Source organism: Sphingomonas sp. TF3 (genome assembly GCF_003985085.1).
Classification (GTDB): Bacteria; Pseudomonadota; Alphaproteobacteria; order Sphingomonadales; family Sphingomonadaceae; genus Sphingomonas.
The window spans coordinates 1-632 of record NZ_RWKS01000083.1; the positions used below are offsets into that span (position 1 = coordinate 1).

Annotated in this window: 1 protein-coding gene; it reads left to right on the plus strand. The window is 63.1% G+C overall.

Going from position 1 to position 632, the window contains the following annotated elements:
- The coding region (locus EJC47_RS20880; RefSeq protein WP_126849599.1) for an IS256 family transposase at positions 1-593 on the plus strand (593 nt) is incomplete at its 5' end.
- Positions 594-632 lie beyond the last annotated feature (39 nt).

Sequence of the window (632 nt, forward strand, 5' to 3'; positions counted from 1 at the left end):
AGTTCTGGCTGCGGGTAATGAACGAGCTGCGCAACCGCGGCACCGAGGATATCCTGCTCGCCGTCGTCGATGGCCTCAAGGGCTTCCCCGAGGCGATCACCGCCGTCTTCCCCGACGCGATCGTCCAAACGTGCATCGTGCATCTGCTCAGGAACTCGATGGACTTCGTGTCCTGGAAAGACCGCAAGAACCTCGCCAGCGCGCTCAAGGAGATTTACCGCGCGCCCAGCGCAGAGGCGGCCGAACAGGCGCTGAGCGCGTTTGAGGCCGGCCCCTGGGGCCAACGCTATCCTGCCATCGGCCAAAGCTGGCGGCGCGCCTGGGGCGAAGTGATCCCGTTCTTTGCGTTCCCCGACGAGGTCCGCCGGATCGTCTACACCACAAATGCGATCGAGGCTTTGAACTCGAAGCTCAGACGCGCCGTCCGCGCCAGGGGCCATTTTCCCAGCGACGAGGCTGCCACCAAGCTGCTCTATCTGATCTTGAACCGATCGGAGAAAGAGTGGAAAATGCCGCCACGGGAGTGGTCCATGGCCAAGGCCCAGTTCGCCGTCATCTTCGGCGAGCGCTTCATCAGGGCCATGGCGGCGTAATGTTCAACCGCCCGCCCACACACGGAAATCCTGACAGTG